A 26,555-nucleotide genomic window follows, 5' to 3' on the forward strand; every position below is an offset into this window, starting at 1 on the left:
GCCGTGACCGGGCGGTTCTGGCACAGTGACGACATGAGATGGTCGATCGTCGCGGTGGCGGTGCTGGCGCTCGTCACCGGCTGCGCCGCCCGCGGCACCGACTCGCCGTGGCGCGAGTTCTCCCCACCGCAGCGCGACGCCCGAATCCTGGAATTCGCGCCGACCCCCGGCGGCGTGCTCGCCCTCGGCTCGATCCCCGCCGGCGATGCTCGCGCCCCCGCCGCTTGGACCACCAGCGACGGCAGCCACTGGAAAACCGTCCCCGTTCACGCCGACAGTCCGTATGCCCATCGGGCGGAACTGATCTCGGCCGGGGTGGGCGACCACACCGTGGTGCTGGGCCAGGCTTTCGGTGGCGCGCACGCCAATCCGCGCATGACCATCTGGAGCGGCGACGCCACCGGCCTCACCGAACATCCGCAGGGCATGGAGATGTTCGGCGGCCCGCACGCCATCGCCGTCACCGCCGCCGCCGCGCTGCGCGGCACCGATCTGCTCGTCGGCGGCTGGGACGGGCCCGGCGGCCGCTACGGCGCCGCGTACTGGACCTCGGCCGACGGCGCGGACTGGCAGCGTCACGCCGACGACCCGGCCCTGTCGTCCACACCGGGCGAACAGACCGGCGCAGCCGGCGTCGCGACCGGACCCGACGGGTTCGTGATCACCGGAGAAACGTTGCGCGACAGCGCCTTACATCCGATCACGTGGACCTCGCCCGACGGTCTCGCCTGGGCGCGCCACGAACTGCCCGGCAGCAATGCCGTCGCCGCCCAGGCCGGCTGCACCGCCCACGCCTGCACGATCATCGGCCAATCCATCGGCACCAGCGAACAAGCGCTGTGCTGGTCCTCCCCCACCGCGCAGCCGGTCACCGGGCCCGCCGCGACGACCGTCGACACCTTGCAGGTCCTGGCCACCCCGACCCGGGTGCTGAGCCTGACGGCCCTCGACCATGTCGCGCGATTGGACACCATCGCTCCGGATTGTGCTGACCGCCAACAGATCCCGTTACCGGTATCGACCGCCGTCGCACGTCTGTTCACGCTGCCCGCCGGTCTGCTGCTGGCCACCACCGACACCGACCGCAGCAGACTCTGGCTGCACGCCCTGCCCTGACACGGCAGGGCTCAGCGTCGGCGCAAGGTGACCGGCAAACCGTCCTCCGGCAGCGGTGTCGCATTCATGTCCACCGGCATGACGTAGTCCTCGGGGATCTCCCACTCGAACTTGCGCAACAGCTGATGCAGCACCGTCTTGATCTCGAGCCCCGCGAAATGCTGGCCGAGGCATTTGTGCGGCCCCGCCCCGAACGGCGCCCACGCCATACGATGGCGTTTGTGTTCGGCGCGCTCGTCGGAGAAACGCTCCGGATCGAATTCCTCAGGGTGCGAATAGATGTCGGTGCGGTAGTGATTGGCCAGGGTCGGCACCACCACCAGCGACCCCTTGGGAATGTGATAGCCGCAGACCTCGGTGTCGGCCACCGCCGCACGCGGCTCGATCTGGATCGGGGTGAACAGCCGCGTCGTCTCCTTGAGAATCCAATCCAGCTCCGTGAGCTCCCCCAGCTCGTCGTAGCCCAGCCGCGCCGGCAGCTCGAGCGAGCGCTCCCGGGCCCGCTTCTGCCATTCGGGATGCTTGGCCAGATAGAACACCATGTTGGTCAAGGTGCCGGTGGCGGTGTCGTGGGCGGCGGCCAGCAGGAAGATCAGATGGTTGACGATGTCGCGGTCGGTGAGGCGGGTGCCGTCCTCGCCGGTGGCCTGGCACAGCACCGACAGCAGATCGCTGCCCTGCTCGCGGCGCGCGGCGGTGATCCGCTCACCGAGAAACGCCTCGAGCGTGCGGCGCCCGCGCAGGCCGCGCCACCACTTGTTGCCCGGAATCGGCACGCGCACCAGGGCCGCACCGGCGTGCAGGGTGTCGATGATGGTGCGGCTCATGGCGGCCGCCTCTGTGCGCGAGAGCCGCACCCCCATGAACACCTCCAGCGCCACATCGAGGGTCAGCTGCTCGAGATGTCGATGCATCAGCACCGGATCACCCTCTGCCACACTGCCTTCCGGCAGCGAGTCGATGTGCTGCTCGGCGATGCGGTGCAGCACATCGAGATACCCGGTGAGCGCGGATCGCCCGAAGGCCTGCTGCATGATCGAGCGATGGCTCTTGTGCTCGTCGAAGTCGAGCATCAGCAGACCGCGTTCGAAGAACGGCCCATTGAGCGGAGCCCACGCCGGACCGTTGGCGAAGACGCGGTCCTTGTTCATCAGAATCCGTTGCGCCGCTTCGGGACCGTTGGCGATGATCCACTTGCCGCCGAATATGTTCAGCACATACAGCGGACCGTAGGCGGCCTCGTCGGCGCGGGCCGCGGCGATCGGATCGCGGCGCTGGCGCAGGAGTTGCGCGATCCAGTTCGTCGCCGGCCCGCTGACCTGCTTCAGATCGCTGCCCGCGGGTGGCGCGGCGACGAATTGTGTTCTGGGCAAAGCGAAATCCTCCTGCTAACGGTGTCGTCGGAAACTACCGTGACCAGGTCAGGTGCTCAACTCGGGCGATGCGGCGCGCGGGCTGTCAGAACTGGTAGGTGACGCCGCTGAGCCGCTCGGATTCCGCCCACAGCGCGGCGGCCACCTCCGGATCGTTCGCCTGCCTGCCCGCCTCGTTGCGCACCGGAAAACCCTTGAACGAACCCGACGGTCCCAGAAACTCCCCGCCGCGCACCCCCGGATCGGTGGCCGCGCGCAACGACGGCAGCGCACCCATCTCCACGGTCTGCATGAAGAACCGGAACATCCACCGCAGCGACGGCCGCGCCAGAAACGCCACCGCCGGACCCAGATTGCGGGCGAAATCCGATTCGGCCGCCCCTGGATGCACGAGCACCGACATCAACGCCGTATCGGTGCCATTGAGCCGGCGCTGCAACTCGAACGCGAACAACGCATTGGCCATCTTCGACTGCTTGTAGGCCGCGAACCCCTTGTAGCGGCGCCGCTCGAAATTCAGATCGTCGAGCGCGAGCGTCTCCGCCTTCTGCATGATCGTCCCATTGCTGACCGTCACCACCCGCCCGTCCGGTGCGGCCCGCAACAAATCCAGCAGCAGCCCGGTGAACGCGAACGGACCCAAATGATTAGCGGCAAGCGTGGTTTCGACACCGGCGGTGAGGGTGCGCTTGCGGTTCAAAGCACCCGCGTTGTTGACCAGCAGATCGATCCGCTCGAACTCGTCATGCACCTGCGCGGCAGCCTTACGAACCGAATCCAGCGACAACAGATCCAACTCCAGCACCGACACCTCGGCTCCGGGCGCGCCGCGTCGAATGTCGAGCGCGGCGGCCTCGCCCTTGCCCGTATCGCGGCACGCCAACACCACCCGCGCCCCATGAGCGGCCAGTTGCCGCGCCGTCTCGAGCCCCAACCCCGTATTCGCCCCGGTCACAATGGCGGTGCGCCCGTTGAGATCTGGGATGTCAGCTGCCGTCCACGGCTCGGTCTTGATACCCACCACGCACTTCCTGCCACAATCGATCTTGCTCTCGACCGATGACATTAGCCCCGCGCCGGCTCGGGGGTTTCCGAGGCTGTACCGCTCGACCACATATCGAACGGCCGACTACTCGTAAGCGTCTGTGCGACAGCCGTTGCCGGAGTAGGTTGCTTGGATATGGCTGTGTCACCGTCGAATCGGCACGACTCCTACTTTCGGCACGTCATGTCCCGCGCTGCCGATGCTGCTGCCGAATTGCGGCCCATGGTGCCCAAAGAAGTCGCCACCCGACTGCATTGGGACGAGATGGAACTGCAGTCCGGCAGTTTCGTGTCTGCCGAACTGCAGTCCCGCTGCAGCGACATCCTCTACCGCACCCGCTATGACGATCGCGAGGCCTACCTGTACCTCCTGCTCGAGCACCAGAGCAGTTCGGATCCGTTGATGGCGATCCGGCTGGCCGAATACGAAGTCGCGTTCTGGCGCCGCTGGCTGCGGGACAACCCGAACGCGCGCCGGGTGCCGATGGTCTTCCCAGTGGTGCTGTTCTGCGATCCTGACGGCGCGCCCTGGGCCGCACCCACGGACCTGTCCGAGGTGATCGATCTCGACGACGCCTCCCGCGCAGCTCTCGCCGACTACCTGCCGCGCTGGCGCTACGTGGTCGACGACCTCGCGGCCGTTCTGGAACCCGTGGTCGACCAGCTCGGACCCGAAGCGAAGGAGGCACTGATGACCACCGCCGAACGGCTCGAAGCAAAGGGCCGCGTCGAAGGACGAGTCGAGGGGCGCGTCGAGGGACGAGGAGAAGCGCTCCTCGAACTGCTGGCATTGCGATTCGGCCCGGTCCCCGCTGATTACACCCAGACCGTTCACCGCGCGAGCATCGAGCAACTGCGAAAATGGACGGCCCGCGTACTCACCGCCAATGCTATTCAGGAAGTGTTCGAGCACTAAAACGTTCGCGCCCAACGGCTTCGCGCACGGGCAGCACACCGCCGGGCAGCGCGCTTCGACCACCGCTCAGTCGATGCCTTCGTCGAGCTGTTCCCAGGTCAGGATGACCTCGAACGGGGTCAGAGTATCGATCGCCGCGGCAAAGTGATCGCTCCGAGAGCGGTAGCCATTGGAGACGTACCGGCCGTCGGAGTCGAGCGTGAGCATCTCGACGGAGATTGCCGGGCCGTCGTCATTGGCCATCCGGACAATCCAGTAGTGCTGGATACCGTAGCGGGCGTACTCGGCGCGTTTGTCGATGGTGTCGGCGGTGACCGTGGTCGGCGAAACCACCTCGACCACCAGAATCGTGTCCGCGACAGTCGGTTTGGTCTTCCAACGCGGTCGTGGTCGGTCGACGCAGCGGTACACGATTGCGTCAGGCCGCTTGTAGTGGAAGGGGACTTCGGAGACCAACATGTCGATGTCGCGGTTCACACGGAGACAAGGCTCTCGGCTCGGCCGTTTCGTCTCACCGTCGGCGAGCGCGCGTTCGATGTTCCTGGAAATGATGTTGTGGTTGGGCGAGGGTGACTCGCAGAAGACGATCATCCCGTCTTTGACCTCGACGGTCCGCGAGATGTCCTCGGGCATCGCCAGGTAGTCGTCGATATCGACGACCTGGCTGTACGTCTTCGGTGAAGACCAGTCGAATGCTTCCGACACAGCGGCGATCCTTCGGTATGCGTAACCGGCTTCTTGATGGGTGTCCAGACAGCACGAGACGCATGCAAGCATATCCAGCATCGGCGGGCGAGACCGCTAGCCGACGAATCTGGCGAATCGTGTGCGCTGGTGCCGTGAAAAGCAAAGAGCGTGAATCCCTGTACAGGGATTCACGCTACGTTGTGTCCGGAGGGGGACACGACCACTACGCCCACGCGTTCCGCCAGCGAAAACTATTGATGGTCCATAGCTAGCAACTGGAACGGTCCTGGGCGTGTCATCGCCTGTTGACCATCGCGCGGGTGACAACGAGCGGGTCGGCACCGATTTCATCAGCGATCTCCCTGGCCGTGGGCATGCGACCCAGCCGCTGGACCAGCGTGTCGATGGCGGGGCCGATGGCTGGACCTATCCCTTCGAGCGGGTGCGGTACCCAGCTCGCCCCGCTGCAGCCCCGGCGGCGTTGGCGGACCGTGGCCACTATCGCGCGCACCGCGAAGGCCATGAAGGGCGCGTCGCGGTCGGGGTCGAAACGATCCACGGCGAGCACCATTCGCGCCCGGGCGCACCGCCGGATCTCGTCGAAGTTCTCGCCGTGCACGGCAAGCTTGCTGGCGATGTATTCGGCCAGCGGCAGGCATCGTCCGATCAGCTCATCCCGCAGGGCATCTCGCTGCTCGTCGTCGAGGGCCCGTGCCGCGAGTCGGACCAGTAGCGGCTCGATGTCGTCGGTGCCTCGACGTTCATCCAGTGTTGTCGTGGAAGTCGGTGGCGATTTGTCGCTCATCGGTTGTGCCTCGGTTTCGGCTGAGGTCGACGGGATGCCCGGTCGCGAAGGGACCGATTCAGGTAGTGGCGGCGGCCACCAACGGCATGCCCCGGCATGCCCCGAGATCATCAAAAACCACACCGATGAGCACAACGCATCCAGCGGTTATGAGCAGGGTGGTGCTGAGCGGCAGTCCGGCGTCGAGGAGAACAACTCCGAGAATGCTCGTGGCACTGCCTGACCTGCCCACCACGAGGATGACCGCCACGGCGATCCTCGCGCCGTCGCGCGGATTGCTGACCCACTAAGTACACGCCCCGAGGAGAGAAATGTCAACAATGTAGGTCTACACTGTAAATCTACAGAGTTTCGTCGGCAGGGTCTATGCCCCTTGCTGCAACAAGATCGGATTCCGATCCGCTATGGCGACCCACCCGAACCCCCCGCGAGTCGGTTTTCCGTCCCCTCTTTCCCGATGCCGGAATCTCTGCGGGGGGCGTCGCGCGCGGCTGGCTCCCGAGCGAAGAGGGCCCACCATCGCCCTCACCACCGGCTCGGACGCGATCGAAAACCGTTTCTCGCTACTGAATTTCGGTGCCGAGACATACCTGGCAGGGTGCGACACCGACACCCGGGCCAGCTGACACCCCGAGGGTCGAACACCAGCCCGGCCCAGCGCGAAAGCCGCCTCCCGTGATCACCTTCGTCCGCCCTGCCGGCCAGGCAGAATATCCATCGGACACCGCCGACCGGCAAAACCGCCTTCGCCATACCGCCACTGGGCTCGCGTGGACGCTCATATTCGCCTATGTGGTCGCAGAGCTAGTCACCGCGACCGCATGGCGGACCGCATACAGCTTCCGCTACGACACGATCAGCGATCTGGGCGTCACCGCCTGCACCCCGAGTGTGTGCTCGCCGCTGCACCTGGTCATGAACGCCACTTTCGTCGCGCTCGGACTGATCACGATTATCGGCGCCATGGGATTCCGGGACTATCTTCCGCACGGACTCCGGCAGTGGTCGATCGTCGCGCTTGCCGTCGTCATCGGCCTGAGCACGGCGGCAACCGCCATGTTCCTGTCCAATGACGGTGTGGTCGTGCACTTTCTGGCGGTATTGCCGGCGTTCGTATCGCGGCACATTGTGTTGATCCTGCTGACGGTCTGGCTGTGGAAGCAGCGGAGGCTCGTCGCTGTGTGGTCGGCGTTCTGCGCGGCGACCGGAATCACCGGCACGGTTCTGCTGGCCATCGGCCTCCAGGTCGGAATCACCGAACGACTCGTCTTCTACCCGCTACCGACGTGGATGGCTGTGACAGGCACGGCAATCGCGCTCACACCACTCAGAATCAGAGCGAGGCAACGCATTCGATCGCGCACCGCTACGGCCACCTTGACATCAAACTGAACGGACGAACAGCTGGGTATCCGCTCAGCTGCGATCGCAAGCGCGTTCTGCCCCCGAAACGCTGGTGACCGGCCGGTGGCAGGGTAGACGGAGCGGGCTGCGCAACTTCTCATGTCCGTCTCCGTGCGGCCGAAAGCCGGACCTGACCGGCGGTGGATACGGTGTGCCACCGGCGATTCGCCGTTGATCCGGCAAACGCCGCCCGGAACGGCGTATCCACATCGTTGACCTACACATTGAGGCCGCGATGTGTCTCGCATGTAGACCTACGACGTTGACAGTAGGTGCGCGGCAGCGTCTACTGGGAGGTAGGTCCACATGCGGGTGGCCCTCACCATGATCGTTCTCGGAATGCTGCTCTTCGCCACTACTACTGATCGGCCGGGCGTTCAGAATCCGGGCTGAAAGGTGCCGAATGAACCGAACACGCGATGAGTTCGCGGGTGCGGGCTCACGAACCCGCAACAGCCCACTCACCCGGGCGGAGGTCCTGGCGGCCGCGCTCGAGATCATCGATGACGGCGGTGTGGATCGGTTGTCCATGCGCCGTCTCGGCCGAGCGCTCGGCTGCGATCCGATGGCGCTCTACCGGCAAGCCGCCAGCAAATCCGCCGTGCTCGATGGGGTCGTCGAGGTCATGCTGGGCCAGCTCACCGTCGACATCTCCGATCCGGACTGGCGACATCAACTGCGGCTGATCGCGCGAGACTTCCGCCGCATCGCGGTCGGCCACCCGAATGCGGTGCCGTTGTTGGTTACTCATCCACTGGCCACACCACTCGGTTTGCGCCCGCTCGGCACCCTGCGACCGCTGGAACGCATCCTGAGCCTGCTCACCAAGGCCGACTTCACCGGAGCCGATGCCCTGCACATCTACCGGGCCCTGTTCGGATTCCTCTACGGCCATGTCCTCACCGAACTGCAGGAGATCGTCGAACATCCCGAGGAGTCGACCGATCTGCTGCGCTTGGGCCTGTACCGCCTGCCGATCGGCGAGTTCCCGCTGCTCCGCGGTCTCGCCTCCGATCTGGCCGACTACGACGGCGTCGGAGAGCTCGAGCGCGGCCTCGATATCCTGCTCACCGGCCTCGCCATCACCACGCCACCGGCATCGAAGACCTGACCGGATTCCGGTCTCGAGCTTCCAGGCGAGTAAGCATGCGCCACAATACAATTCGATCGGCTCGCTGGCCGCAGCGGTAGCGCAACCGATTCGTAACAGTAGGCTCACCCGAATTCGCTGGCCTACGGCGTGGACATCCGTCGCTGACACCCAAGCCAACACCCACCGGATCGCACCCCGAGCCCTCAGTCGACCACGACGATCTCGCGGACTGCCGCGAGCAACAGCTGCCGCCGAGGCCATCGCGGACCTCGAGCCGCGGCGCTGTCCGTGACGAAGCATTCCCAATCCAATTGGGCGGCGAACTCGTCGAAATAGAGCTTTGCCACGACGCGCGCCGCCTCACCGTGCCGGAACTCCTGCGGATCTGCCTCTGCGTCGACGGCGAGACCCAGGTCGATAACGAAAGTATGCGTGCTCCCGTCCGCGTCGATCTGTCCGACCTCACCTCCCACGATCGATCGGCCACCCCCGTCTCGGCCGCCGGGTCCGGCCGCCAACGGTACAAACGCTACGAGCAACCGGCCCGGCACCCCGGGGCGGCAACGATAGTTGCCGGTGATCCGCATCAGGTACGGGGTGACCAACTTCGCCCGCGAGTGGACGGTGACCTTTGCCCGGCTCACAACACCTGCACGAGCACTGAGAAGATCTTCGGACATGAGATCCCCTTGAAGAAGTTGCACGACTGTGCGACAAATGCTTTCGGTTCAGCCCATCACATACATCCATGTATGGGATCTGATCGACCTCCGCACACTCGGGACATTCCGACCGACCGCACCGATGCGGTGGGGGTGAGGCCCGGCACACGATCGAGCGTACCCGCTCCCAGCGACGCCGGACTTCGTTGCGGGATGTTCGTACCGAACCAATTCCGCACCTCGACAGGGATATTCGTGTTCGCGCACAACACCGGTCCGCCCGATAGCAGACGCCACTGCAAGGGGTGTCTACGGCGTAGAGTTACGTTGTAGAGCCCAGGAGAGAGGCGATCATGACGTCACGACCCAGCCGAACCAGCCCGAGCCGACAGGCAGCACCGTCCCATCGGTTGCGGCTCGAACTCAATCCCGGCGGCGCCGGGTCCCTCGACGGGCTCTGGTGGCCACGCAGCCGCGACCTCGCCGACGAGCTTCCCGATTTGCTCGCGACGCTCCTGCCCCGGCTCGGGCCCATCCACCGCGTGATCTATCACCTCGACGAATGGAGCTCCGCGGCAAGAAAACTAGAGTTCGGCGGACGACAGATACGACTCGACGGCTACCGGCGCCTACCCGCCCGAACCCTCGAGGTCCTCGCGGTCAGTGCCGGCACCCGGCTGACACTCCAGATCCTCGCACCGCTCGCCGACTTCGACATGACCGCCGCGCAGCAGCGTTGGGATTCCGAAGGCGGAGCGGCAGCGTACGACCAAGCGAGGACCAGCGTCCGGAACCAAGCAGTGTCGTCAGATATCCCACATGCCTCTACGTCGAAAGCAGGCAATTGCCCATGATCGCCTCGAGAGACATCCTCCGGCTGCGCGGTCGAGGCCGATCCAGCGTCTTCGGCGGTGCCAACGACACGATCGTGCTGCGTGTCATCGCCGTGGCCACCGATCGCCACACCGCCACCCTGATGGAAGTGGGCACACGACGATGACCGACGACTGGCGCGGATCCCCGGTCGCCGACCCGGTGTCGAGCCGGACGCAGCCCTTCCCGATTCCGACCCGAACGCCCCGGCTGCTACTGCGGGGATCCGGCACCCGATCCGGAGACGTCGACGGCGCCTGGTGGCCATGGACCACCAACCTCACCGCCGAACTACACGATCTCATCAGCGCCCTCACCCCCCGCCTGGGTTCGATAGCGCGAATCGGATTCGATTGGAACACAAAGAGTCTCGACCAGCGCCGCATCGACCACGACGACGGTGTGGAGCTGCACGGGCCCGGCATCGACCAACCACCGGACCTCATGCGACTGACCGGGACGGACGGCGGCAGTCTGACACTGCTGGTCATCCCGTTCGACACACCAATCCAGCAAGCCGACGATCAGATGCGGCGGGCCGCGCGGCGCTGATCATCGCTGGCTCGAATCGCTGTCTGCCACACCGACAGCGACGGGTCGATTTCAGGCCCTGGCCGCCGACCAGGGCAGCTGGGCGGCGACCGTGCGCAGCGCGCGCCACCCGGTGTGGAAGTCGACTGAAGATCCGTTGCGCCCGTGGCGATTACGGTCCGGTGCGCAGTCGGGTGAGACGGCGGTCGGGACGTTGTCCGGAAGGGCGAGGCTGTTGATGATGCGCAAGGTCTGCAAGTATTGACGTAGAAGGGGACCGGTGGTGTACGGGATGTCGTATTCGCCGCACAGCGCCCGAACTCGTACCGCGATTTCGGCATAGCGGTTACTGGGCAGGTCGGGGAACAGGTGATGTTCGATCTGATAGCAGAGGTTGCCGCTGACAAAGGCCAGCACCTGCCCGGCGTCGAAGTTCGCGGTGCCGAGCATCTGCCGCAGATACCAGTCGGCTCTGGTCTCCTGCTCCAGCGCCGCGGGCGTGAATTTCTCCGCGCCGTCGGGGAAGTGGCCGCAGAAGATCACCAGGTACGCCCAGAGGTTGCGTGCCGTATTGGCCATCAGATTCGCGGCGAGGGTGCGGCGCCAGCGCCGTCCGCTCAGGCTCGGGACGAGGACATAGTCCTTGCCCGCCTGTCGAGCGATCTTGCGGATCAGCGCCCTGGTCTCGACGGTCCGCGCGGCCGGGGTCTCGGCACGATCGCGCTCGGAGTAGAGATCGTGCAGGGCGATGCCCCATTCGAAAGTGGCCGCCAGCAACAGATTCTGCAGCGGTTGCAGCAGGAAGCGCCGCCGCCACGGCTGGTCGGTGGTCACCCGCAGGACTCCGAAGCCGATGTCGTCGTCCAGGCCGAGCACGTTCGTGTACATGTGATGGCGGAAGTTGTGCGAGTACCGCCATTGCGAGGACAGCCCCGCCATGTCCCATTCCCAGGTGCTGGAACGAATTTCGGGATCGTTCATCCAATCCCACTGACCGTGGCCGACATTGTGGCCGATCTCCATGTTCTCGATGCTCTTGGCGGTCGCCAACCCGGCGATGCCGAGCATCCAGCCGAGCCTGCCCCGGCTGACGGCGATCGTCAGTCGTGACACGGCGTCGAGCGTGCGTTGAAATGCGATGGTGCGCCGGATATATCGCGCATCCCGCGCTCCGCGCCGCTCCTCGACATCGCGGCGGATCTCGTCGAGCTCACGCCCGAGCGATTCGACCTCGGCGGGACCCAGATGCGCGTATACGGCGACGTCGGTGATTGCCATGCTTGTCCATCCCCGCATTCCCGCGCACACGGCTGCGGAGCCTGCCTTCGAATACCCGAACCGGCAATCCTCAGCCTATGCCGGGAAACCCTGTATGTCTACAGCGTAGCGTTACGGCGTAGACCCAGGCGGAGTCGAATCGTGCCCGCGTGAGAGCGCCCCGGCGAGGCCGGTCAGCAGGATATCCAGGCCGCGATCCAGTTCGGCCGCGCCGTCGTAGTCCGCCAGCGCCGGCGCGAGTCCGCGCAGCAGCGGGAACTGTCCGAGGGGCAGCCGGTACAGGCCCAGCCGCAGCAGATCGTCGGTCTCCTCGGGATTCTCCACGATCTCCTGCAGTTCATTGAGCACATGCCCGTACATGAATCCGAACAGGGCTCGATAGATGTGCAACGCATCGGGTCCGGCGAATCCGGCGCGGGTCAGCAGCGCGAGGATGTCCTCGAGCGGCCGCAGCACCGCCTGCGGGCGCAAACCCAGCGGCGTTGCCAGCGGCCGAGTCACCAGCAGCGGCACCACCCGGGGATGATCCAGCGCGAGCTGCCGGAAATCGCTTGCCACCGAACGCAATTGAGACATCCAATCCGGGTCCGTGGCATCCACCGACAGCTGCGCGAAGACAACTTCGGCCACGCCGTCCAGCACCGCCGCCTTGTTCGGCACATGCCGGTAGATCACCATCGGATCCCGCCGCACCGCCTCGGCCAGTCGCCGCATCGACAGCCCGTCCACACCATCCTGATCGACGATCTGCAGGGCCGCCGCCAACACCGCCGCTCGCGTAATCGGACCCTCACCCCGCCCGGCACCGGCGAGGCCGCCGTCGATGGAGCCGGATCGGGTGCGGCGGGTCGGCTTGTCAGCCATATCGGATGCCTCCTCCTGCAGAAGAACTCACAGTACCCGATCTCGTAGACCTACATGGTTGACACCCTCGTCAGGACTCGAGGTCGATGTGAGTCGCTCGGACCTAGCACAGGCCGCGGAAGACCGGCGAGTGCGACGCGAACCTTGCCCGAAGCGGGTGCCGGAGCCGATCTGGCTGATCGCTACCCAGGGGCATTGACCGGGCCCCGACCCTAAACCCATCGTCGCCCTCCCATTTGGTCGTAGGCTTGTCGTACCGATTCACCGGAACCGTGCAGCAGGAATGCGACGCGATGAGCGATCTCAACTGGAGCGCGAGCAATACGGTGATCGTCGCCGCGCTGACCACGTCCAACGGTGACCACGAGCTGCGCTGGGAGCACGCGGTGCGCTATCTGCCCAGCGTCGATACACCAGCAATCCACGCATGGCTGGACACTCACCACGTTCTCGAGGTCATCGTCGTTCCCTACCTGCGGTGTCCGCCTTCGGTGCTCACCGCACCGCATCGGGCAATCTGTGTCCCGCCAAGCGAATACGCACTCTTCACCGCGGCACTGTCCACCGCTCTGGCCGAGCGGTCACCGTGGCGTTCCAGCGCCGCCGAGATCGCGGCTGCCGCCGATCCCTAAGGAGTTCGAATACGCCATGTCCCGCGCGCCGATCCAGTGGGAGCGAGCCCAGCAGGAAACGTGCACGATCGTCTCGCCCCGCGGCCTTCTCGACGCCCGCTCCTACCGCCGATTCGCAGACGACCTGCTGAAGTTCGCCACCGCAGAGGACGAGCCACACGCACTCATCGTCATCGTCGACGGCCTGCGTATCGGGACCGAAGCGGTGCTGACCGTCTTCACCAGGGTTGCCGACCGCCTCCAGGACTGGCCCGGCATCCCCCTGCTACTCGTCGCCGACGACAACACAGTCCACCAATGCCTTACACGCCGCGCGCTCGGCAATTTCGTGCGTATTCATTCCTCGCTCCGTGAAGCACTCGACGCCGTCGACGCCCCTCCCCCGCGTCGCTGCGCCTGCCTCCATCTGGCGCCCGGAGCCGACTGCCCGCAACGCGCACGCCGGTTCGTCGACGATGTCTGCGAGCACTGGGACATCGTCGGGCTCCGCCCGACCGCCCGGCTGGTAACGCTGGAACTGGTCGAGAACGCCTTCCTACACGCCCGCGTCGACGGCGATATCGGCCTGCGCCTGGAACTTCGCGACAGCAGGCTCACCATCGCCGTCAGCGACCCCGACCCGCACATGGCCATCCCCTGCGACCCCGATCCGCAGCGCCGACGGTTCTACGGCCTGCACATCGTCACCCGCCTGACCAGCACCTGGGGCTGCACACCCCAATGGCTCGGCGGGAAAGTCGTATGGGCCACCCTCACCCTCGACCAGCGCGCAACCGGATAACCACGCCACACCGGCAACGCCGGACGAGAACCCGACCAAGACCACCGGGGCATACTGGACCTTTCCGAGTAGCGGCGTGTCGTGGTCAGGTGGTTCGTCGGTATTCGCGATGCAGCAACACCAGAGCAGCCGCGACGATGGGGCCGATACGCCAGGGACACAGGCTGACTCGCCGCAACGCCTTGAAGGTCGTCTTCAGCAGGGAGTTTCCGCGTTCCCCGACGGCGCGTTTGCCGTTGTGAGCCTTGTTCGCCTGGACTCTCCGAACCTGACGAAGGCATGATCGCCCTCACGCTACCGGAGATCCGCCGCCTGCTCATCGCCTTCGTCCTCACCCGCCAACACCCCGCCGACCACACCTGGGCCTGGTCACGCTGGCGACGCCGCCGACAACACCAAGCCCGACTCTCCCACTACCGACGCCGCGGCCACCCACTCACCTGACACCGAGTGTCGTTGCAGTACTAGCGGCGCGGGGGAATCGGGGTCGGGCGTGAAATCAGCTCGGCGCGGCCGAGATTCAGCCCGCGGCGGTGATATTTCGGCGGCCTCGCGTGCCGTAGAGCTCCCGGGCGGCGGCCGGGCTCACCGTCTCGAGCCTGGTGGGCAGCTCCCGCTTCAGATGCTGTTGCAGGATCTGTCCCGCCATCGGCGCGATCAGCGGCGCGGCCAGGATCAGGCCCTTCTTGTCGAACAGCGTGAACAGCCACACCAGCACGCGGCCAATGGGTTTCACCAGGAAGTCGACGATCGCGGGCCGATCGAAACCGCCGAGCTTGCGCATCCACCGGGGCAGCGTGGCGATGGAGGCCAGCGACAGCAGGCGCGCGCCGAGAGCGTAGGTCCAGCCCGCGCCGTTGCGCGGCGAGGTGAACAGCATCTGATGCATGCCCTCGTTGGCGCGTTCCGAAGTGCACAGGCGCGCACGGACATTCGCGTAGTAGTCGCGAATGCCCTCGCGGGTGACGGGCACGTCCTCGGGCTTGCAGGTCTGCAGTTCGGCCGCGATCCGGCACTCCTGCCAGTAACGGGCCTCCTCCTCGGGAGTCAGCCCGGGACCGAACTCCTCGTAGGCCTTGAGCACCGACTGCCAGCCGGTGATGTGAATCCACAGCTGGGTCTCGGGGGCGTTGGGGCTGTAGCGCTTGCCCGTGATGGGCTCGATGCCCGAACTCTTGGCGTGAATGTCCATCAGGTGTTCCGACGCCTGAATGGCGGTGCGGGAGTCGCCGATCGCCACGATCAGGAAGTAGGCGAAGGTGGCATCCAGCCGGCCGCGCGGATCGGCGTAGATCTTGCCCGTGTCGGCGACCGAGGCGGTCAGGAACGGATCGAAGAACTCGAGGGCGACCGCGCGCTGGAAGCCGATCACGGCGGTGGGCGCGGTCCAGACCTTCCAGCTCGGCGAGTCCGGGCCGAAGAAGCCGTAGTCCTCACGGCGGAGAGTGGTCGGATCGAAGGTCACTGGGGCTCCTCTGCGGGCTCGATCCCATGCAATATAACGCCACCGTAGCAATTACTGGCGCTCAATACAACGGTCGCGTAGCTTTAACCCGTACAAGCGCGTGACCTCGGGAACCGGGATGACAGAATGGGGCCGGTGAAGGTGGAACGGCAGTGAGCGAAACCCGTGCGACGGCAGCGCGCCCGCGCAGACGCTATGCGCCCCGGCTGCCCCCGGAAGAGCGGCGCGCCCAACTGCTCGACGCCGCCTTCGCGGTGCTCGAGCGGGCCGAACTGCACGAACTGAGCATGGAGGCCGTCGCCGCCGAGGCGGGCGTCGGCAAACCGGTGCTCTACACCGTGTTCAAGACCCGCGCCGAACTCGTCGCCGCCCTGCTCGAACGCGAGCGCGAGCGCGCCCTCGACCAGGTCGCCGACACCCTGCCCACCGATCTGCTCGGCGCGGACCCGGTGGTGGCGGCCTCCGCGACGGTCGAGGCGTTCGTCGATGTGGCACTGCGCAATCCGACCCGCTGGCGGCTGCTGCTGGCCGGTCCCGGCAACGCGCCCGACGAGTATCGCGAGGCGATTCGCAGTTCCCGCGCGGGCATCTTCGATCAGGCCGAGGCGCTGGTGCGCATGGGGCTGATCGCCGATCCGCGCTGGGCCGGAATGGATTCCGGTCTGCTGACGAATTCGCTGCTGACCATTGCGGAGATGCTCGGGCGCTTGGCGGTCAGCGACCCGGAGGGCTATCCGCGCGAGCGCATCGAGGGTTTCGTGCAGGCCATCGTGCGGCTGCTGGTCGGCGGCGCGAGCTGAGTCGGCGGCGGCGAACGCTCAGCGCGCGTCCGCGCCCAGCTGCCGCGCGACGCGCGCGCCCATGAGCGTGGAGATCCCGGCCGGGGTCTGCGGGTCGTAGCCGGTCAGCTCCGCGATGCGGGTGAGCCGATAGGTCACCGTATTGCGATGCACGGAAAGCTCACGGGCGGTGGCGTTCTGGTTGAAGTCCTGCAGGATGAACACCTCCAGGGTCTCGGCCAGCATCGGCTGCCCGTCGAGCGGATCGAGCACCCGCGCAAGACCCGCGACCGCACCCGAGGTGGCGATGGCGTAGTCGAAGACCATCTCCTCGCGCCGGCAGATCATCCCCGGCCGCCGCAGCGCGCGCCCGGTCTCGGCCAGCACCCGCGCCTCGGCGAACGCGGCGGGCAGCCGATCCCGGGTGGGCGCGGCCGAAACGCCCACCCACAGCGCGGTTTTCGCGGTGGCGGCCTTGGGGCGCAGAATGTCGGCGAGGCTGTCGATGGCGGCGCGCTCGTCGGCGGCGGCGCGCAGCGGCAGCAGGGTGGTCCAGCCGCCGCTGTCGCGGTAGAGGAAGCTGCCCGCGATGCCGGCCAGTCGCCGCCGCAGTTCGGTCAGGATGCCCGGCGGGGCGTCGCCGAGCCGAATGACCGCCACCACATAGGAATCCACCAGGGTGATCGCCGCGTCCTCGGCCCACTCGTAGGGGTCGCCGCCGGTCAGCAGCGCCTCCGCGATCGCCCGATGCTGTTCGATGCGGTCGTAGCGGGACTGCCGCACATCCTCCACGCAGGCGTCGGCGATGCGGCTGGTCAGCAGCGCCACGTACTGGGCCAGCCGGAACGCGCTCAGTGCCGCGACCGCCGCCTCTTCCGCGGTGGGGGTGCCGATCACGTGGGTCCAGATGAAGGTGAGTCCCACCCGATAGTTGGTGAGCGCCTCGGCCATCGGCATGCCGTCGCGGGTGAGCGAGACCGCGCGCGCGATCAGCGGATCGGTCTCGGTCTCGCCGGGTTCCTCGCCGGTGCGCAGGAATCGGAAGAACAGTTCGATATTGAGCTGCGCGGCCGGCAGGAAGTCCGCGTCCATCATGGACGTCGGCAACGCGTCGTAGGGTGGCGCACCGGCCGCGAAGTTCGCGATCAGCACCACCGCCCGCTCGTGCCAGGCCTCGATGAACTTGTCGGCCTCCGCCATGAGACCTCCCGTCGTCGGCGTCAGGGAGACGATAGCGAAGCCGGTGTCCGGTTCGTCCGCTGCGACGCGCGCGTGGTCGCCGAACTCGCTTCGGGGGTGCGGGGACGGGACTACCATGCCCGCATGACGGTTGGCACTGCCCTGCCCACACCCGATGCGCTCTTCGATCTCGACGTCTGGCTCCACCGCTGGCCCGCGAGCGTGTACGCCACCGAATTGCATTACGGCGTACTGGTTTTCACCGGCTTCGATGGTTTCGACGAGCGGGACGCGGAGACCGCCCGGCGCACCTATCCGGGACGGCGCATCCTCATCGACGACACCGGCAAGCTCCAGGTGCATCCGGCGGGCGACGGCCCGCCGCGCTCCATTTTCGATCCCGCGCATCCGCTGCGCACCGCACCGCCCGGCGCGCACTGACGGCCACCCTCGATCGGCGCCGGCGGCGCGCAACCGCCCGGCGCTGATCGTGGCGGCCGGTGCCTCCCCGCCGGGAAAGTGACTCTTGCCACACGCCGGTACACGCGCGTACCGTCCGAGTGGTACGCAGAGGTACCAGGCTGGGAGATGCCGCATGATCACAGTGACCCCCACGTCCACGGCGACACTGCCCGACGGACCCACCACGCCCGCCTTCGTTCAGGGCCTCGAGATTCTGGCCGGACGCACCCGGGCCTGGCGGCGACTGCACGCGCGTTACGGCTCGGCGTTCGTGGTGGCGATGCCGCGCCTCGGGCCGACGCTGGTGCTGTCGGACCCGGCCGAGGTGAAGGCGCTGTTCACCACGCACACCGATCTGGTCGACAATATCGACGTCAATCTCGGCCAATTCCTCGGTCCGGGTTCGCTTTTCGCGCTGCGCGGCGAGGAGCACCGCAAGGAGCGCAAGCTGCTGACCCCGCCGTTCCACGGGCGGCGGCTGGCGGTGTACGAGGCGCTGATCGAGGAGGAGGCCGTGCGCGAGATGGCCGGCTGGCCGTCGGGGCGCGAGTTCGCGACCATGGACTCGATGATGCGGATCACCCTCAACGTGATCCTGCGCGCGGTCTTCGGGGCCGAGGGCGCCGAATTCGACCAGCTACGGGTGCTGCTGCCGAAATTGGTGCTGGTCGGGTCCGCGCTGGCGGCACTGCCGGTGCCGCGCAAGCTGTTCGGGCGCTTCGGGCCGTGGGCGCGCTTCGCCGCGCACCGCGCCGACTACGACCGCATCGTGCTGCGCTTGATCGAGCGCGCGGCCGCCGACCCGAACCTGGGAGACCGCGACGACGTGCTCGCCATGCTGTTGCAGGCCCGCTACGACGACGGCTCGGCCATGACGCATCAGGAGATCGCCGACGAACTGCTCACCCTGCTCACCGCCGGGCACGAGACTACCGCCACCTCGCTGGCCTGGACCGTCGAACGGCTGCGGCGGCACCCGCACATTCTCGAACGCCTGGTCGCCGAGACCGACGCCGGCGGCTCCGCGCTGCGCGAGGCGGTGCTGCTCGAGACGCAGCGGGTGCGGCCGGTCATCGACGCCACCGCGCGCAAGGTGCGCGCCGACTCGCTGCGGCTGGGCCGCTGGACGCTGTCGCGCGGCCAGCACGTGCTGGTGAGCATCCGGCTCATGCACGACAATCCGGAATTGTTCCCCAACCCAAGGGATTTCGACCCGGATCGCTTCGTCGGCGCGCGCCCGGGGACCTTCAGCTGGATTCCGTTCGGCGGCGGCGCCCGTCGCTGCATCGGGGCGGCCTTCGCGACCATGGAGATGAATGTGGTCTTGCGCGTGCTGCTGCGGGACTTCACCCTGGAGACCACCGACGCCCCGGACGAGCGCGCCCACTTCCGCGGTGTCGCACTGGCTCCCGCGAAGAAGGGACGCGCCGTGGTCCACCGCCGCCCGCCCCGGCCGACGGTCACCGACGACAGCGCGACCGGTGTGCACGACGGCGCGACCGGTGCGCACGACGGCACGCGCGGCGAGCAGGTGACGGCATGAGCGAACAGACCGCCGAGGTCGGCCGCGGCATCACGCTGGCCTACGACCGGCAGGGCCGGGGGACCCCGCTGCTGCTGATCGCCGGACTCGGGCAGCAGAAACACGAATGGCACGACGGGCTCGTCGACCTGCTGGCCGAGCGCGGCTACGACGTGGTGCGCTTCGACAATCGCGATGTCGGCCGCTCCACGCACGCCGGATTCCGGCCGCCGGGGCCGGCGGATCTGCTCCGCAAGCGCTGGCACCCCGAACAATACGATCTCGGCGACCTGGCCCTCGACACCGTCGGACTGCTCGACGCGCTGCGGTGGCGCTCGGCGCATCTGGTCGGCATGTCGATGGGCGGGATGATCGCGCAGATCGTCGCGGCCCGCTACCCCGACCGGGTGTCGTCGCTGACCTCGATCTTCTCCACCACCGGCGCACTGCGGGTGGGCCGGCCGGCGCTGTCGACCTGGGCGCGCATGTTCGCCAAGCCCGCGACCACCCGCGCCGAGCACACCGAGGCCGCGGTCGCCATGTACCGGCATATCGGCTCGGCGGGATATCCTCTGGACGAGAACAGGATTCGCGCGACCGCCGGCATCACCTGGGATCGCGATCCGCGTCCGGCGGCCGGGGTCGGCCGGCAGCTCGCGGGAATCCTGAAGTCGGGCAATCGGACCCGGGAGGTGCGCACCATCACCGCTCCCACCCTGGTGCTGCACGGCGACCGCGATCGCATGGTCGCCCCGTCCGGCGGGCGGGTCACCGCCGCGGCGATTCCCGGCGCGCGCCTGCACACCCTGCCCGGTATGGGCCACGACCTGCCCGAGGCGCTGTGGCCCACCCTCGTCGAACTCGTCGACACCCACATCCGCACAACTGAATCCAGGAGTTCCGATGCCTCGAACCACTAGGCCGCTGTCCGGCCACCCGGTCATGATCACCGGTGCGGCCTCCGGCATCGGGCGGGGACTGGCCCAGCTGCTGTCGCGGCGGGGATCGCCCGTGGCCATCGCCGATATCGACGCCGACGGCCTGAAGCAAACGGCCGCGGGGTTGAGCGGGCCGGTGCTGACCCGGGTGCTGGATGTGGCGGACGCCGCCGATCAGCTCGCCTTCGCCGACGAGGTGCGCGCCTGGCTGCCCGCGCCGCTGGCCGCGGTGTTCAACAATGCCGGTGTCGCGGTGTCGTCCTCGGTGCTCGACGCCGTGCCCGCGGACGACGAATGGTTGCGCCGCATCAACTTCGACGGCGTGGTCAACGGGACGCGGGCGTTCCTGCCGATCCTCGTCGAGCAGAACAGCGGTGCGATCGTCAACACCTCCAGCGTGTTCGGGCTGGCGGGCATGCCGTACCAGAGTGCCTACTGCGGCGCGAAATTCGCGGTGCGCGGATTCACCGACGCGCTGCGCCAGGAGCTGCGGGGCACCGGGGTCTCGGCGGTGACCGTGCATCCGGGCGGCATCAAGACCAATATCGCCCGCAACGGCCGGGTGCGCAAAGACCCGGAGGGCAAGGGCCGCACCCACGAGCAGATGGCCGCCGAATTCGAGGCCATCGCCATGACCACGCCGGAGAAAGCGGCCGAGATCATCTGCCGCGGTGTGGAACGCGGCAAGGCCCGCATTCTGGTCGGGCCGGACGCCTACCTGTTCGACATCCTCACCCGGGTGAGCCCGACCCACTATTTCGATGTGCTCGCCGTCGTGATGGGCGCGGCGCGCGGGCGAGCCGCGAAGGGAGCGGGACGATGACCGAACAACCCGAACACGTGGACGTGCTGATCGTCGGGGCCGGACTGTCGGGAATCGGTGCGGCACACCATCTTCAGGACGCCTTCCCGGATCGCGGCTACGCGATTCTCGAGGCGCGCGAGGCCATGGGCGGCACCTGGGACCTGTTCCGCTATCCCGGGGTGCGCTCGGACTCGGACATGCACACCCTCGGCTACCGGTTCCGGCCGTGGGTCGCGGCCGAGGCCATCGCCGACGGGCCCGCCATTCTCGACTACATTCGCGACACCGCCGCCGAGGCCGGCATCGACCGGCGAATCCGGTACGGGCACAAGGTGACCGGCGCCTCCTGGTCCTCGGACGAGGCGCGCTGGACGGTCGGCTACACCCACGAGGGCCGCGCCGCCACGCTCACCTGTGACTTCCTCTACCTGTGCAGCGGCTACTACCGCTACGACGAGGGCTACACCCCGGAGTTCGCCGGCGTCGAGGATTTCCGCGGCCGGATCGTGCATCCGCAGCACTGGCCCGCCGAACTCGATTACGCCGGAAAGCGTGTCGTGGTCATCGGCAGCGGCGCGACCGCGGTCACCCTGGTGCCCGCCCTGGCCGGGACCGCCGCGCACGTGACCATGCTGCAGCGCTCGCCCAGCTACATCCTGTCGGTGCCGACCGTGGACGGCATCGCCACCAAGCTGCGCGAGAAGCTCGGTGACCGCCGCGCCTACACGATCACCCGCTGGAAGAACGTGCTCGTCAGCACGCTGATCTATCAGCTCAGTCAGCGGCGACCGGCCATGATGCGCAAGTTCTTCCGCAACCTCGCCATCAAACAGCTGCCCGCCGGCTACGACGTCGACACGCATTTCAAACCCACCTACAACCCGTGGGATCAACGGCTGTGCCTGGTGCCGGACGGGGATCTGTTCAAGGCCCTCAGGGCGGGCACCGCGTCGGTGGTCACCGACCGGATCGAGCGCTTCACCGCCGACGGCATCCGGCTGGAATCGGGGGCCGAACTGCCCGCCGATATCGTGGTGACCGCGACGGGGCTGGATCTGCTGGCGCTGGGCGGCATCGCGCTCACCGTCGACGGCCGCGAGATCGCGCCGCCCGACACCATGGCCTACAAGGGCATGATGCTGTCGGGGGTGCCGAACTTCGCGTTCACCATCGGCTACACCAATGCCTCCTGGACGCTCAAGGCCGATCTGGTCGCCGAATTCGTCTGCCGGTTGTTGCGGCACATGGACATTCACGGCTACGACCGGGCCACGCCCTGGCCCGATCCGAGCGTGACCACCGGCCCGCTGCTGGACTTCCAGGCCGGATACGTGCTGCGCGCCCTGGACCGCTTCCCCAAGGCCGGCTCGCGCGCGCCCTGGCGGCTGGGCATGAACTACGCCCAGGACGTGATCACGCTGCGGCACGGCCGGATCGAGGACGGCGCCCTGCGCTTCGGCCACCGCGCGCGAGCCGGGGCGGCGCGCGCCGCGACCGGACCGACCGCGGATGCCGAACAGGTCGAACTACGCTGATGCTCGTGACCCGTGCCGAACCCACCGCGAGGGCCGAATCCGGCGCCGAACCCGACTCCGCGTTCCGGCGGCGGCTGCTGGACGCCATGGCCGACGCGGTGCGCGAGCGCGGGTACCGGGACACCACGGTCGCCGACGTGGTGCGGCTGGCCCGCACCTCCCGGCGCACCTTCTACGAGCACTTCGCCGACAAACAGGACTGTTTCGTCGCCCTGCTGTCGGAGCGCAACAACGACACCATCGAGCAGATCTACGCGGCCGTGGACCCCACCGCACCCTGGGATGTACAGGTGCATCAGGCCATCGAGTCGTGGATCGGGGCCTCGCGGGTGGACACCTCCATCACGCTGGCCTGGATCCGCGACACCCCGGCGCTGGGGGAGCGGGCCCGGCAGCTGCATCGCGAGGCGGCCGAGGCGTTCACCGCCCTGATCCAGAACCTCACGGCCACACCGGAATTCCAGTCCGCCGGGCTGCATCCGCCGGACAAGCAGATGGCGACCATCCTCTACGGCGGCTTCCGTGAGCTCATCGCCTCCACCGTGGAGGACGGGCGCGACGTCACCGAGATCATCGCGGTGGCGGTGGACACCGCGCTCGCGCTGGTCGGTCCCCGCTACCGAGCCTGACCGATCAGCCGTTGCGCGGGCGCGCCCGGAAGTGGGCGCGTTCACCCTGTTTGCCGAAGAGACTGAGGAATTCGACCGGCTCGTCGTCGGCCGCGCCGAACCAGTGCGGTTCGCGGGTGTCGAATTCGGCGGCCTCGCCGGGCTGCAGGACCAGATCGTGCGCGCCGAGCACGAAGCGCAACCGGCCGTTGAGGACGTAGAGCCATTCGTAGCCCTCGTGGGTCTGCGGCGTCGGCTCCCGGCGGCCGGAATTCGGCCCCAGGATGATCTTGAAGGCTTGGATGCCGCCGACCCGGCGGGTCAGCGGCAGCATCTGCATGCCGCCGCGGTTGATCGGGCGCATGTGCACGCGCGGGTCGCCGGTCGGCGGGGCGTCCACCAGTTCGTCGAGGGTGACATTGTGGGCGCGGGCCAAGGGCAGCAGCTGTTCCAGAGTCGGGCGGCGGGCGCCGGACTCGAGGCGGGACAGGGTGCTGACCGAGATGCCGGTCTCGGCCGACAGTTCCGCCAGCGTGGTCTCGCGTTGTCTGCGCAGTTCACGCAGCCGCGGACCCACCCCTTCCAGGGCCCGGTCCAGATCGTCGTTCATCACCCGAGTTTGCCATAACGGCAAAGAAGGTTGCCAGCATCGCGGGATGCGTCGCATCGTCGTAGCCAGGAGGTGGTCATCGATGAGCGATGAGCTGAACAGCGGTTATGACGTAGTGGTGGTCGGCGGCGGCGCCGCGGGCCTGAATGCGGGGTTGATGCTGGGGCGGGCCCGGCGCAGCGTCGCGGTGATCGACGCGGGCCGTCCGCGCAACGCGCCCGCCGACGGCGTGCACGGCCTGTTCGCCCGCGAGGGTGTGCCGCCCGCCGAGCTGCTGGCGCGCGGGCGGGCCGAGGTGCGCCAGTACGGCGGCGCGGTGGTCTCCGGTGAGGTGAGCGGAATCGTCCGGGACGGAGCGGAATTCGTCGTCACCCTGGCCGACGGCCGAGCCACACGGGCACGGCGGCTGCTGGTGACCTCGGGGCTGGTCGACGAACTGCCCCCGATTCCGGGCCTGCGCGAGCGCTGGGGTCGCGATGTGATCCACTGCCCGTACTGCCACGGCTGGGAGGTGCGCGATCAGCCGATCGGCGTCCTGGGCCGGGGCCCCATGGGAATTCACCTCGCGCTGCTGTTCCGGCAGTGGAGCGACGATGTGGTGTACTTCGCCCACACCAATACCCCGCCGACCGCCGAGGAAGCAGAACAGCTGGCGGCCAGGGGAGTTCGCGTCGTGGACGGTGAGATCGCGGCCGTCGAGGTGGCCGACGACCGAATCACCGGTGTCCGGCTGGCCGACGGCAGCCTGGTGCGGCGGACGGTGCTGGCCGCGCCGACCCGCATGGTCGCCCGCGCCGGATTCCTCGCCGACCTGGGCTTGCGGCCGACCGAACATCCCAGTGGCATGGGCGAATACCTCGTGGCCGACCAGTTCGGGCGCACCGAGGTGGCGGGGGTGTGGGCGGCGGGCAATGTCACCGATCTGGCCGCCCAGGTGGGCGCGGCCGCGGCGGCCGGGGCCATGGCCGGCGCGCAGATCAATGCCGATCTGGTGACCGAGGAGACGCGCCGCGCGGTCGAGGAGCATCGCGCCCTGACAGCGCTGTGAGTCGGGCCGCGGTGTGAGTCGGCCCGCGGTGTGAGTCAGCCCTGGGGCGTGAAGATCGCCGGGAGCGCGCCGGAGCACAGGGCGGCCGCGAGACTGTCCGCGGCGTCCTTGGTGAAGTTCCCGACGATCTGCGTCTCCCCGGTGACGGTCGGCGCCTGGACGAGGGGTGCGGACACGACCTGCGAGTCGACGGCGAAGGCGAACTGCTTGCCGACGTTCGCGGTCGTGAACCGGGCGAACTGGTCCGTGCCGAGGCCGGTGAAGGTGACGGTCACCCCGTAGCGGGCGGTGCGAGTGTCCATGGCGCCCTTGGCATCGGCGATCTCGCGGCCGTCGACCGCCGCCGGGCCCAGCAGGTAGACCGCATCGCCGGTATTGGCGCAGGTCACCAGCGGCAGGGTGGCGTCGTCGGCGCCCCGCAGCGGATCCGGTCGCGCACAGTCGATTCCGGCGAGGGCGGCGGTCTGGGTCGCGGGATCGGCGCTCTGCCGAATCTCCTTGCCCGGCATGGTCTTCCCGGGCCCGGGCTGAAAGTTCTTGGTGGACAACACCGGCCGGATCAGTACGCGTCCGGTCTCGCCGAGCAGGCGCGCCGTCGTCCCGTCGTCGCCGGACACGGTGATGGTCAGCATGTCGGCGTCGACATCGACGGTGGTCTTCGGCAGTCCCGATCCCGCCGCGCGCTTGCGCACCACCTGCCGGGCCTGATCCATGGTGGCCGCCGACGGAATGGTCCCGTCGGTATTGCGTCCGACGAAGGCGACGGCCGTGCCCGACTTGTCCTGTCCGCCACAGGCGCTCGCCCCCGCCGCGACCATCAGTGCGACGATCACCGCCGCCACCGCGCGACCGATCGATCTCGACGAACTCATTGAGCACCCTTCGTGTCGCCCAGCAGCCGTTCGAGGCCGCCGATGAGGAACACCACCTGATCCTCGTAGAGCGCGGCCAACTCCTGCGCGGGCGGTGCGGCCGCGCCGGGATGCCAGTCGTCGGCGCGCGCCAGGGCCTGCAGGAAACCCATGAGCGCGACGGCCCAGCGCGCATCCAGCCGTTCCGGATCGGAGTGCGGAAAAGCGCGGCGCAGCTGGGCGAGCAGGCGTTCGGGCAGGTCGGCCTCGGCGGCGGTGAGCGCCGGATGCGCGTGCAGCGACAGCTGCGTGACGATCTTCACCCAGCGCATGCCCCGGATCCGGTGGCGCAGCAGCAGGTCCCGATACGGCTCGGTGACCGCGCGCACCAGCGCCTCCGCGGTCGGCGGGGTGTCGAGGGCGGCGAGCCGATCGGCATTGGCGCGAATGCGATCGCGCAGGGCCGCGCCGAGATCCAGCAGCACCGCCGCGATCAGATCGTCCTTGGTGCCGAAGTGGTAGTTGACCGAGGACGGGCCCAGGCCCGCCGCCGCGTTCACCGCGCGCACCGAGACCGCGTCCACGCCGTGCGCCGCGAACAGCCGCTCGGCGGTGCGCACCAGCCGGGCGCGGGTCGCGGCGCCCGCGCGGTTGCGCGGGGTGCCCGCGCGGTTCGGCATCTGGACGCTCACCC

General features: G+C 67.9%; 31 protein-coding genes and 1 pseudogene. 18 read left to right on the forward strand and 14 right to left on the reverse strand.

Annotated features, from left to right (window positions below; genetic code table 11):
• Positions 1-33 precede the first annotated feature (33 nt).
• A complete protein-coding gene (locus D7D52_RS39930) occupies positions 34-1,116 on the forward strand; it encodes a hypothetical protein (RefSeq protein WP_162958424.1) in 1,083 nt (360 codons plus the stop codon).
• Between the two features lie 11 nt (positions 1,117-1,127).
• Here D7D52_RS39930 and D7D52_RS20330 read toward each other — a convergent pair whose 3' ends face one another.
• The gene (locus tag D7D52_RS20330) at positions 1,128-2,489 is read right to left on the reverse strand and encodes a cytochrome P450 (RefSeq protein ID WP_120738662.1); all 1,362 of its coding nucleotides are present in this window, start codon (positions 2,487-2,489) and stop codon (positions 1,128-1,130) included.
• Between the two features lie 85 nt (positions 2,490-2,574).
• The gene (locus D7D52_RS20335; protein WP_120738663.1) at positions 2,575-3,555 is read right to left on the reverse strand and encodes an oxidoreductase; all 981 of its coding nucleotides are present in this window, start codon (positions 3,553-3,555) and stop codon (positions 2,575-2,577) included.
• 114 nt (positions 3,556-3,669) lie between these two features.
• Between D7D52_RS20335 and D7D52_RS20340 the strand changes: the two genes are divergently transcribed.
• Positions 3,670-4,449 (forward strand): Rpn family recombination-promoting nuclease/putative transposase, encoded by a 780-nt coding sequence (locus D7D52_RS20340; RefSeq protein ID WP_120738665.1) that lies wholly within the window; start codon positions 3,670-3,672, stop codon positions 4,447-4,449.
• A gap of 66 nt (positions 4,450-4,515) precedes the next feature.
• Here the strand turns inward: D7D52_RS20340 and D7D52_RS20345 are convergent, their stop codons facing one another.
• The 3 genes from D7D52_RS20345 to D7D52_RS37865 all read right to left on the reverse strand — a co-directional run bounded on the left by D7D52_RS20345 (position 4,516) and on the right by D7D52_RS37865 (position 6,191).
• Positions 4,516-5,154 (reverse strand): Uma2 family endonuclease, encoded by a 639-nt coding sequence (locus D7D52_RS20345; protein ID WP_162958426.1) that lies wholly within the window; start codon positions 5,152-5,154, stop codon positions 4,516-4,518.
• 277 nt (positions 5,155-5,431) lie between these two features.
• A complete protein-coding gene (locus D7D52_RS20350) occupies positions 5,432-5,941 on the reverse strand; it encodes a sigma factor (protein WP_162958427.1) in 510 nt (169 codons plus the stop codon).
• Between the two features lie 58 nt (positions 5,942-5,999).
• Complete coding sequence (locus D7D52_RS37865) at positions 6,000-6,191, reverse strand: hypothetical protein (RefSeq protein WP_162958428.1); 192 nt, start codon at positions 6,189-6,191, stop codon at positions 6,000-6,002.
• A gap of 425 nt (positions 6,192-6,616) precedes the next feature.
• Between D7D52_RS37865 and D7D52_RS20355 the strand changes: the two genes are divergently transcribed.
• On the forward strand, positions 6,617-7,333 hold the full coding sequence (locus tag D7D52_RS20355) for a DUF998 domain-containing protein (protein WP_246023187.1): 717 nt from the start codon (positions 6,617-6,619) through the stop codon (positions 7,331-7,333).
• 415 nt (positions 7,334-7,748) lie between these two features.
• The gene (locus D7D52_RS20360) at positions 7,749-8,456 is read left to right on the forward strand and encodes a TetR/AcrR family transcriptional regulator (protein WP_120738671.1); all 708 of its coding nucleotides are present in this window, start codon (positions 7,749-7,751) and stop codon (positions 8,454-8,456) included.
• A gap of 185 nt (positions 8,457-8,641) precedes the next feature.
• Here D7D52_RS20360 and D7D52_RS20365 read toward each other — a convergent pair whose 3' ends face one another.
• Positions 8,642-9,025, reverse strand: a complete 384-nt coding sequence (locus D7D52_RS20365) for a hypothetical protein (RefSeq protein ID WP_162958429.1) — start codon at positions 9,023-9,025, stop codon at positions 8,642-8,644.
• Between the two features lie 485 nt (positions 9,026-9,510).
• On the opposite strand from D7D52_RS20365, the gene D7D52_RS20370 reads away from it, so the two are divergent.
• Genes D7D52_RS20370 through D7D52_RS20375 form a run of 3 tightly spaced genes read left to right on the forward strand, consistent with a single transcriptional unit; the run spans position 9,511 to position 10,525 of the window.
• A complete protein-coding gene (locus D7D52_RS20370) occupies positions 9,511-9,954 on the forward strand; it encodes a DUF5994 family protein (protein ID WP_120738676.1) in 444 nt (147 codons plus the stop codon).
• On the forward strand, positions 9,951-10,100 hold the full coding sequence (locus D7D52_RS37870; RefSeq protein WP_162958430.1) for a hypothetical protein: 150 nt from the start codon (positions 9,951-9,953) through the stop codon (positions 10,098-10,100). The genes D7D52_RS20370 and D7D52_RS37870 overlap by 4 nt, the downstream gene beginning before the upstream one ends.
• On the forward strand, positions 10,097-10,525 hold the full coding sequence (locus D7D52_RS20375) for a DUF5994 family protein (RefSeq protein ID WP_120738678.1): 429 nt from the start codon (positions 10,097-10,099) through the stop codon (positions 10,523-10,525). The genes D7D52_RS37870 and D7D52_RS20375 overlap by 4 nt, the downstream gene beginning before the upstream one ends.
• Before the next feature lie 51 nt (positions 10,526-10,576).
• On the opposite strand, the gene D7D52_RS20380 is transcribed toward D7D52_RS20375, so the two are convergent.
• Together D7D52_RS20380 and D7D52_RS20385 are read right to left on the reverse strand one after the other, a co-directional pair.
• Positions 10,577-11,782 carry a fatty acid desaturase family protein gene (locus tag D7D52_RS20380; RefSeq protein ID WP_120738680.1) on the reverse strand — a complete coding sequence of 402 codons (1,206 nt, stop codon included), beginning with the start codon at positions 11,780-11,782 and terminating at the stop codon, positions 10,577-10,579.
• Positions 11,783-11,893: 111 nt separating this feature from the next.
• A complete protein-coding gene (locus tag D7D52_RS20385; protein ID WP_120738682.1) occupies positions 11,894-12,646 on the reverse strand; it encodes a TetR/AcrR family transcriptional regulator C-terminal domain-containing protein in 753 nt (250 codons plus the stop codon).
• A gap of 293 nt (positions 12,647-12,939) precedes the next feature.
• Between D7D52_RS20385 and D7D52_RS20390 the strand changes: the two genes are divergently transcribed.
• Together D7D52_RS20390 and D7D52_RS20395 are read left to right on the forward strand one after the other, a co-directional pair.
• Positions 12,940-13,278, forward strand: a complete 339-nt coding sequence (locus tag D7D52_RS20390; protein ID WP_162958431.1) for a hypothetical protein — start codon at positions 12,940-12,942, stop codon at positions 13,276-13,278.
• Between the two features lie 16 nt (positions 13,279-13,294).
• Positions 13,295-14,059 (forward strand): ATP-binding protein, encoded by a 765-nt coding sequence (locus D7D52_RS20395; protein WP_120738686.1) that lies wholly within the window; start codon positions 13,295-13,297, stop codon positions 14,057-14,059.
• Between the two features lie 85 nt (positions 14,060-14,144).
• On the opposite strand, the pseudogene D7D52_RS20400 reads toward D7D52_RS20395, so the two are convergent.
• Positions 14,145-14,288, reverse strand: a pseudogene (locus D7D52_RS20400) (IS5/IS1182 family transposase); the annotation flags it as partial.
• Between the two features lie 50 nt (positions 14,289-14,338).
• Here D7D52_RS20400 and D7D52_RS37875 point away from each other — a divergent pair.
• Positions 14,339-14,503, forward strand: coding sequence for a hypothetical protein (locus D7D52_RS37875; RefSeq protein WP_162958432.1), 165 nt, complete (start codon positions 14,339-14,341; stop codon positions 14,501-14,503).
• Between the two features lie 76 nt (positions 14,504-14,579).
• Here the strand turns inward: D7D52_RS37875 and D7D52_RS20405 are convergent, their stop codons facing one another.
• Complete coding sequence (locus D7D52_RS20405; RefSeq protein ID WP_120738688.1) at positions 14,580-15,524, reverse strand: oxygenase MpaB family protein; 945 nt, start codon at positions 15,522-15,524, stop codon at positions 14,580-14,582.
• 152 nt (positions 15,525-15,676) lie between these two features.
• Here D7D52_RS20405 and D7D52_RS20410 point away from each other — a divergent pair, with 152 nt between their 5' ends.
• Entirely contained in the window at positions 15,677-16,324 is a 648-nt protein-coding gene (locus D7D52_RS20410; protein WP_120738690.1) for a TetR/AcrR family transcriptional regulator, read from the forward strand.
• Between the two features lie 18 nt (positions 16,325-16,342).
• Here D7D52_RS20410 and D7D52_RS20415 read toward each other — a convergent pair whose 3' ends face one another.
• On the reverse strand, positions 16,343-17,503 hold the full coding sequence (locus D7D52_RS20415) for a PucR family transcriptional regulator (protein WP_162958433.1): 1,161 nt from the start codon (positions 17,501-17,503) through the stop codon (positions 16,343-16,345).
• Between the two features lie 123 nt (positions 17,504-17,626).
• Between D7D52_RS20415 and D7D52_RS37880 the strand changes: the two genes are divergently transcribed.
• The 6 genes from D7D52_RS37880 to D7D52_RS20440 all read left to right on the forward strand — a co-directional run bounded on the left by D7D52_RS37880 (position 17,627) and on the right by D7D52_RS20440 (position 23,373).
• Entirely contained in the window at positions 17,627-17,923 is a 297-nt protein-coding gene (locus D7D52_RS37880; RefSeq protein WP_162958434.1) for a hypothetical protein, read from the forward strand.
• 154 nt (positions 17,924-18,077) lie between these two features.
• Entirely contained in the window at positions 18,078-19,487 is a 1,410-nt protein-coding gene (locus tag D7D52_RS20420) for a cytochrome P450 (RefSeq protein WP_120738694.1), read from the forward strand.
• Positions 19,484-20,386, forward strand: coding sequence for an alpha/beta fold hydrolase (locus D7D52_RS20425; protein ID WP_120738696.1), 903 nt, complete (start codon positions 19,484-19,486; stop codon positions 20,384-20,386). The genes D7D52_RS20420 and D7D52_RS20425 overlap by 4 nt, the downstream gene beginning before the upstream one ends.
• The gene (locus D7D52_RS20430; protein ID WP_120738698.1) at positions 20,370-21,227 is read left to right on the forward strand and encodes an SDR family NAD(P)-dependent oxidoreductase; all 858 of its coding nucleotides are present in this window, start codon (positions 20,370-20,372) and stop codon (positions 21,225-21,227) included. The genes D7D52_RS20425 and D7D52_RS20430 overlap by 17 nt, the downstream gene beginning before the upstream one ends.
• Positions 21,224-22,744 carry a flavin-containing monooxygenase gene (locus D7D52_RS20435; protein ID WP_120738700.1) on the forward strand — a complete coding sequence of 507 codons (1,521 nt, stop codon included), beginning with the start codon at positions 21,224-21,226 and terminating at the stop codon, positions 22,742-22,744. The genes D7D52_RS20430 and D7D52_RS20435 overlap by 4 nt, the downstream gene beginning before the upstream one ends.
• A 5-nt stretch (positions 22,745-22,749) precedes the next feature.
• Positions 22,750-23,373 carry a TetR/AcrR family transcriptional regulator gene (locus tag D7D52_RS20440; RefSeq protein ID WP_246023188.1) on the forward strand — a complete coding sequence of 208 codons (624 nt, stop codon included), beginning with the start codon at positions 22,750-22,752 and terminating at the stop codon, positions 23,371-23,373.
• 4 nt (positions 23,374-23,377) lie between these two features.
• Here D7D52_RS20440 and D7D52_RS20445 read toward each other — a convergent pair whose 3' ends face one another.
• The gene (locus tag D7D52_RS20445; protein WP_120738704.1) at positions 23,378-23,962 is read right to left on the reverse strand and encodes a helix-turn-helix domain-containing protein; all 585 of its coding nucleotides are present in this window, start codon (positions 23,960-23,962) and stop codon (positions 23,378-23,380) included.
• Between the two features lie 82 nt (positions 23,963-24,044).
• Here D7D52_RS20445 and D7D52_RS20450 point away from each other — a divergent pair, with 82 nt between their 5' ends.
• A complete protein-coding gene (locus tag D7D52_RS20450) occupies positions 24,045-25,010 on the forward strand; it encodes an NAD(P)/FAD-dependent oxidoreductase (RefSeq protein WP_120738706.1) in 966 nt (321 codons plus the stop codon).
• Positions 25,011-25,045: 35 nt separating this feature from the next.
• On the opposite strand, the gene D7D52_RS20455 is transcribed toward D7D52_RS20450, so the two are convergent.
• Positions 25,046-25,882: a SecDF P1 head subdomain-containing protein gene (locus D7D52_RS20455; protein WP_120738708.1), complete on the reverse strand. Its 837-nt coding sequence runs from the start codon at positions 25,880-25,882 to the stop codon at positions 25,046-25,048.
• A complete protein-coding gene (locus D7D52_RS20460; RefSeq protein WP_342775178.1) occupies positions 25,879-26,553 on the reverse strand; it encodes a TetR/AcrR family transcriptional regulator in 675 nt (224 codons plus the stop codon). The genes D7D52_RS20455 and D7D52_RS20460 overlap by 4 nt, the downstream gene beginning before the upstream one ends.
• Positions 26,554-26,555: the final 2 nt, after the last annotated feature.

The sequence above is a fragment of the Nocardia yunnanensis genome (assembly GCF_003626895.1).
In the GTDB taxonomy this organism is placed as follows: Bacteria; Actinomycetota; Actinomycetes; order Mycobacteriales; family Mycobacteriaceae; genus Nocardia; species Nocardia yunnanensis.

Excerpts from the sequence above, each read along its gene's own strand:
- D7D52_RS37875 (WP_162958432.1), top strand. The coding sequence starts at position 14,339 with ATGATCGCCCTCACGCTACCGGAGATCCGCCGCCTGCTCATCGCCTTC.
- D7D52_RS37880 (WP_162958434.1), top strand. The coding sequence starts at position 17,627 with ATGACGGTTGGCACTGCCCTGCCCACACCCGATGCGCTCTTCGATCTC.
- D7D52_RS20335 (WP_120738663.1), bottom strand. The coding sequence starts at position 3,555 with ATGTCATCGGTCGAGAGCAAGATCGATTGTGGCAGGAAGTGCGTGGTG.
- D7D52_RS37870 (WP_162958430.1), top strand. The coding sequence starts at position 9,951 with ATGATCGCCTCGAGAGACATCCTCCGGCTGCGCGGTCGAGGCCGATCC.
- D7D52_RS20340 (WP_120738665.1), top strand. The coding sequence starts at position 3,670 with ATGGCTGTGTCACCGTCGAATCGGCACGACTCCTACTTTCGGCACGTC.
- D7D52_RS20395 (WP_120738686.1), top strand. The coding sequence starts at position 13,295 with ATGTCCCGCGCGCCGATCCAGTGGGAGCGAGCCCAGCAGGAAACGTGC.
- D7D52_RS20360 (WP_120738671.1), top strand. The coding sequence starts at position 7,749 with ATGAACCGAACACGCGATGAGTTCGCGGGTGCGGGCTCACGAACCCGC.
- D7D52_RS20445 (WP_120738704.1), bottom strand. The coding sequence starts at position 23,962 with ATGAACGACGATCTGGACCGGGCCCTGGAAGGGGTGGGTCCGCGGCTG.
- D7D52_RS20430 (WP_120738698.1), top strand. The coding sequence starts at position 20,370 with ATGCCTCGAACCACTAGGCCGCTGTCCGGCCACCCGGTCATGATCACC.
- D7D52_RS20450 (WP_120738706.1), top strand. The coding sequence starts at position 24,045 with ATGAGCGATGAGCTGAACAGCGGTTATGACGTAGTGGTGGTCGGCGGC.
- D7D52_RS20415 (WP_162958433.1), bottom strand. The coding sequence starts at position 17,503 with ATGGCGGAGGCCGACAAGTTCATCGAGGCCTGGCACGAGCGGGCGGTG.
- D7D52_RS20425 (WP_120738696.1), top strand. The coding sequence starts at position 19,484 with ATGAGCGAACAGACCGCCGAGGTCGGCCGCGGCATCACGCTGGCCTAC.
- D7D52_RS20420 (WP_120738694.1), top strand. The coding sequence starts at position 18,078 with ATGATCACAGTGACCCCCACGTCCACGGCGACACTGCCCGACGGACCC.
- D7D52_RS20350 (WP_162958427.1), bottom strand. The coding sequence starts at position 5,941 with ATGAGCGACAAATCGCCACCGACTTCCACGACAACACTGGATGAACGT.
- D7D52_RS20380 (WP_120738680.1), bottom strand. The coding sequence starts at position 11,782 with ATGGCAATCACCGACGTCGCCGTATACGCGCATCTGGGTCCCGCCGAG.
- D7D52_RS20385 (WP_120738682.1), bottom strand. The coding sequence starts at position 12,646 with ATGGCTGACAAGCCGACCCGCCGCACCCGATCCGGCTCCATCGACGGC.
- D7D52_RS20390 (WP_162958431.1), top strand. The coding sequence starts at position 12,940 with ATGAGCGATCTCAACTGGAGCGCGAGCAATACGGTGATCGTCGCCGCG.
- D7D52_RS20375 (WP_120738678.1), top strand. The coding sequence starts at position 10,097 with ATGACCGACGACTGGCGCGGATCCCCGGTCGCCGACCCGGTGTCGAGC.
- D7D52_RS20365 (WP_162958429.1), bottom strand. The coding sequence starts at position 9,025 with ATGCGGATCACCGGCAACTATCGTTGCCGCCCCGGGGTGCCGGGCCGG.
- D7D52_RS20435 (WP_120738700.1), top strand. The coding sequence starts at position 21,224 with ATGACCGAACAACCCGAACACGTGGACGTGCTGATCGTCGGGGCCGGA.
- D7D52_RS39930 (WP_162958424.1), top strand. The coding sequence starts at position 34 with ATGAGATGGTCGATCGTCGCGGTGGCGGTGCTGGCGCTCGTCACCGGC.
- D7D52_RS20455 (WP_120738708.1), bottom strand. The coding sequence starts at position 25,882 with ATGAGTTCGTCGAGATCGATCGGTCGCGCGGTGGCGGCGGTGATCGTC.